Here is a 3,846-nt window from a genome sequence, read left to right as displayed (position 1 = left end):
CGCTGCTAGTCGATCTTGGCATTCCTCTGCACTTACGACAGATCCTCGACTTAGGACCGCGACCGCCAAATTGTTCACTTGACCGCCAGCGGCCAATGAGCATGCAGCCACGTCCCACGGTTCACCCGCCCCGTCTCGTTGAAGTCGTTGCCAGTCGAGATCTTTCGATCATTATTTATCGCTAATGTGCGATCAATTCGTGCGATCAATCTGTGCCATCAAACTCGGACCACTGTTGGTTGACGTACTCTTGAGCATCCTCGGCTACGATTAGCTCTTCCGGATCTCGATTATCGTTTAATGCCGAATAGGTGTTTAGAAGCATGTTTGGACGGAACAAAAGTTCGGACCCAGCGACTTTGCGAAATCCAAGGCTCGCTAATTCTTTCGGCTCCAGATTCGTCGTGTCCTTCGACATCACCGTGGCCGTGTCCTCGGGATACATGTGGCAGACGGAATCGAGAATAAATGTCCTCCATGAGTTGAGGTCTGGATGAAACGCGGCCCCATGGATAAAGACCAAGCCGTTGACGGGATCGTCGAAACCGAAGTCCTCGCGAATCCCAAGGAAGTTGATGTCCGGCTCGATGGTGGTTTCATAGATTTGCATCCAGGTCGCTGACACGGCGTCACAAACGTGTAGGATGCTCTGACCATCGCCAACGGCACGGGCGATGTCGAAGTAGTCGACAGCCAATCGAGCTGCGACAGTCGGCTCATCACCGGCGGTATGGCACCAAACGTCAATCTCGCTGCTGCGGAAGTAATGAGTCAGGTCGGTCGGTTTCGGATAAAAGGTCGAGTTGCATTCAAAACGCATCGTGTTGGCTTTCGCGGCTGATCTTGTCAAATAGAAGTGAGACAGTTTAGCGACGTTGCAAATGCAGACCAGCACCATCCAAGCATCTTCGAGATGCTGAGTGTCAAACCCATGAGTGGCGTACTGCGCCGACAAAGCCCCGTTCTGCGTGGGCCATTCAGGTGGCACAGGCGGAATCAAGGCCAAACGCCGCCGTCACCGAAGGATAGCGACCGACAGTTAGCGAGAACCCGCGGAAAAGTCGCTTACGCTCAAAGCGATCAACTCGCGTTCTCTATTTCAGCCGATCGTTAGGGGGCGTTTTGGTCAGTCCGTCTCGTCAAAGTACCCTTCGTAATATCCCACGTCCGGCTCCCGCCTTAGGTGGCGACAGTACCGAGCAAGTTGCTTACAAAGATTACTTAGGCTCCGTGCTTAATTCCATTACGTCTCGGATTGGGGTGATTTCGATAGGAAAGGATTGGGGTCAACCTCGAGATTCAGATGAGTCCAAAGGACCAAAGTGATGGGCGATAGCCCTTTACTTTGCTTTCGAATCCGCCGATTTCACCGGAGTGAAGCGACATCGAAACGGTATCCGAAAGGATGCCGTTTTTCATTTGGTGGGAAGGATGTCCGCCACAGGCTTTCGGCACGAAACGTCAGGCCGTGGAAACTTTTGAGCCGATTTCGGTCACATATCGCCCGGCTTCTGTCCGCTCCCGCGCTAACACCGGGGAATGAAATCGGTTAAACTGGGACGCATGCAAACGGCCATCAACAACCGAAACGTCCGCGGCGCTCCTGTGCAACGAGCAGGTCGAATGGCCACAAGTCGCCATGGTGGAAGATCGTCAGCGTCTTGTTGTCGTTTGGTGTCACGCCACTGCCGCAAAACGCGGCATGAAATGCGTCAGCGTCTATGCCAACTCACAATTGGTTACCACCGCAACCAACAATACAGCGTCACCGCACTGACCGACGGCGGTGGTTTGGTGAAAGAACGCTACGCCTATGATGCGTACGGTACACCTACGATCTCCGACGCGAGCGGAACGACACTTACGACGACCTCCGAAAACAATCGTTCCACGTACACAGGCCGTGAGTGGGATGAAGATCTCAGGCTGTATCACTACCGCGCCCGCATGTACGACCCGGTTGCGGGTAGGTTCTGCTCCAGAGACCCGATTGGGATCTTGGGAGGTTGGAATAAGTACGCAAATAAATTCGGCTTGTCTGAGGTCGATCCAACCGGATGGGTATCACTCTCTCTCCATGCAACTCCGAAAAATCTGACGTGTAGCGGATGCGGTAACTTTGATTACCTGATGGATTTTTCATTAAGCAATCCTGTCGACGCTGAACCCACGGGGCGTTGGGCTCCGGCCGGATTCATTGTGCAGACGATCTGTCAAACTCGTTATCAAAAAGACTGTGTCGCTGGATGCCCAGCGTGTGTTGCATCCGATGAGCCCGGCAAAATGTGCACTTGGTGTACAACCGAGTTGGTTGGTTTCGTGATGCAGGGTAACCGTAAGGTCTGGCTCCGAGGACGTGACAGCTCAGATGGCGATGTTCAAGGAGACAGTCATCAAGTGATTAACCCTGTCCGTGGGAGTGAACAAGGGGCTGACGCTGAATGCCACAGTCGGGGTTGGGTTGCCGAGGCGATTGATGCACGGGTCGTTCCGCACTCACCGAGCCTGGAGGCAATGTGGTTTAGAAACCAAACCATTAAACGTGATATGGGCTGCGGTTATACTATTGAGAAAAAAGAGGGGCCGGCGCCAGACCCCGACGGGGACTTAGCCTCAGGCATCCCAGGTTGGAACACTCCGATTTCTCAGGTTAATTACGCGATGTTTGGATGGTGGAATTGTTGTCCAAAGCCAAAAGGCAAAAAGAGTTGCGGCTTTGGAGTGTTGACTACAAGACGTGCTTTCTGAGTATCTCCATGATCGATTGTCTCCATGATTAGGTATCATATTAAATCGTTGCTCATTGTCGCCTTGACTGCTGCGATTCTATTTGGTTGGTATACAGATCGAACGAGGTTAGCTATTGAAAACGAGAGTCTTCACGTAAGAGTCAGACAGTTGGAAGCACGCTCAACCCTTGCTGGGAACGATTTCTTCGCGCGTCGACGTGCGATTAAATCGCTGGTCGATAAGTCCGATGCACAGAGTTTGGCTCTGTTGCTTTACGGATTGACCGATTCGGATCCCGTAGTGCGTGCGACTGCATATTCAGCCCTTCGAAGTAAAGATAGATTTGTCACCACGGACTCAACGACGATAGGGGGCAATGAAGTTGCGAAGTCTCTCGAGCGGTATTTTGGTCAGTCGGAGAGCGCGAGCGACGTCCAATAACAACGAATAAGTTTAAGGTCGCCCGGTCAAAAAACTCCGACCATCTTTTGGAGCGGCAATTCCTGACGGAATCTTGTTCAATTCGGCCGAAATCTCGGAGGAGGTATTCGAGAGGATTCACGATTCCGTCGTGAAGAGCTGCCCAATAATTAGCATGTCTTTGCTATATTTTCGTTTGCAGACTACGTCACTTGGCCATCGCGTCTACTGCATCATCTCTGACCGCTAAAAAAAAGCCGCAGCCCGCTTACGGAGTGTAAGGCGGGTCGCGGCGGGTGAATCACTCAAGCCGCACTGGCTCGGGTGATTCGGGCGGATTTGGCTGCGGTAGCAGCCGGGGTTGCTCGCTGGCGGCATCGATGAGGATCGTGTCGACGATTTCGGCATCGGCTGTTTCCGTCGCTCGCGGCCAGAGCAGGATCACGACTGCGACGATCGGAAGTAGACATGCAAAGAGAATACCGCCTGTTTGGATTGCCGCTGCAATGATCGGGGCTCGGCGTTCACGCTGGTCCCATTGCCGCCGGTCTTCCTCGAGCTGGTCTCGTCCGCGATTGAGTTCACCTTGCAGATCGCCCACCGATTGTTGCAGGCGTACGAGTTCCTCGAAAGTCTCGGGTGTGACTCGTGTCGTCGTTCGCGTCGACATGCCGGGGAGAATCGTCAGCGAAAGAC

At 53.2% G+C, this 3,846-nt stretch carries 4 protein-coding genes; 2 read left to right on the top strand and 2 right to left on the bottom strand.

Features of this window, described 5'->3' with window-relative positions; genetic code table 11:
* Nucleotides 1-205: 205 nt before the first annotated feature.
* Nucleotides 206-988, bottom strand: a complete 783-nt coding sequence (locus Q31b_RS27500; RefSeq protein WP_146602883.1) for a hypothetical protein — start codon at nt 986-988, stop codon at nt 206-208.
* Nucleotides 989-1,707: 719 nt separating this feature from the next.
* Here Q31b_RS27500 and Q31b_RS27495 point away from each other — a divergent pair.
* Together Q31b_RS27495 and Q31b_RS29780 are read left to right on the top strand one after the other, a co-directional pair.
* Nucleotides 1,708-2,748: an RHS repeat domain-containing protein gene (locus tag Q31b_RS27495; RefSeq protein WP_197172528.1), complete on the top strand. Its 1,041-nt coding sequence runs from the start codon at nt 1,708-1,710 to the stop codon at nt 2,746-2,748.
* A 24-nt stretch (nt 2,749-2,772) separates the two neighbouring features.
* Nucleotides 2,773-3,171, top strand: coding sequence for a HEAT repeat domain-containing protein (locus Q31b_RS29780; protein ID WP_390622363.1), 399 nt, complete (start codon nt 2,773-2,775; stop codon nt 3,169-3,171).
* A 280-nt stretch (nt 3,172-3,451) separates the two neighbouring features.
* Here Q31b_RS29780 and Q31b_RS27490 read toward each other — a convergent pair.
* A partial coding sequence (locus tag Q31b_RS27490; protein ID WP_231617904.1) for a hypothetical protein occupies nt 3,452-3,846 on the bottom strand: 395 nt, incomplete at its 5' end.

Source organism: Novipirellula aureliae (assembly GCF_007860185.1).
Classification (GTDB): Bacteria; Planctomycetota; Planctomycetia; order Pirellulales; family Pirellulaceae; genus Novipirellula_A; species Novipirellula_A aureliae.
The sequence above is the reverse complement of the archived record's forward strand: the minus strand, read 5'-3'. Positions and strand labels throughout refer to the sequence as shown.